The following is a 415-nucleotide window of genomic DNA, read 5'->3' as shown; positions in this document are numbered from 1 at the left end:
GCACGGCCGAGTCGTACCCGCAGCGCGGTCGCGCCCACGGCATGCAACGTCACACCCGACCACGAGAACGGCAGCCGCCCCTGACCGGTGTCCGCCACCAGACCACCCAGCCCGATCGCATGCAACACCGCATCCAGCACAGCCGGATGCACACCAAAACCATCGGCCGCACCCCCACCGTCCTCCGGCAGGCTCACCTCCGCGAACACCTCGTCACCACGCCGCCACACCGCCCGCAGCCCCTGGAACACCGGACCATAGACAAACCCCGAAGCCGCCAGCGACTCATACAGACCCGCCACCTCCACCGACTCCGCACCCCGAGGCGGCCACACCCCCAGATCAACCGGGAACACACCACCCACACCCTCCGCCAGCACACCCGTGGCATGCCGCACCCACGGCTCCTCCGCCG

General features: G+C 70.1%; 1 protein-coding gene. It reads right to left on the bottom strand.

Annotated elements, in window-relative coordinates:
• On the bottom strand, nucleotides 1-398 hold a 398-nt coding region (locus LMU33_RS40955), incomplete at its 3' end, for a polyketide synthase dehydratase domain-containing protein (protein WP_308280862.1).
• Nucleotides 399-415 lie beyond the last annotated feature (17 nt).

The organism is Streptomyces barringtoniae (assembly GCF_020819595.1).
GTDB lineage: Bacteria > Actinomycetota > Actinomycetes > Streptomycetales > Streptomycetaceae > Streptomyces > Streptomyces barringtoniae.
This window is presented reverse-complemented; position numbering and strand designations above follow the sequence as displayed.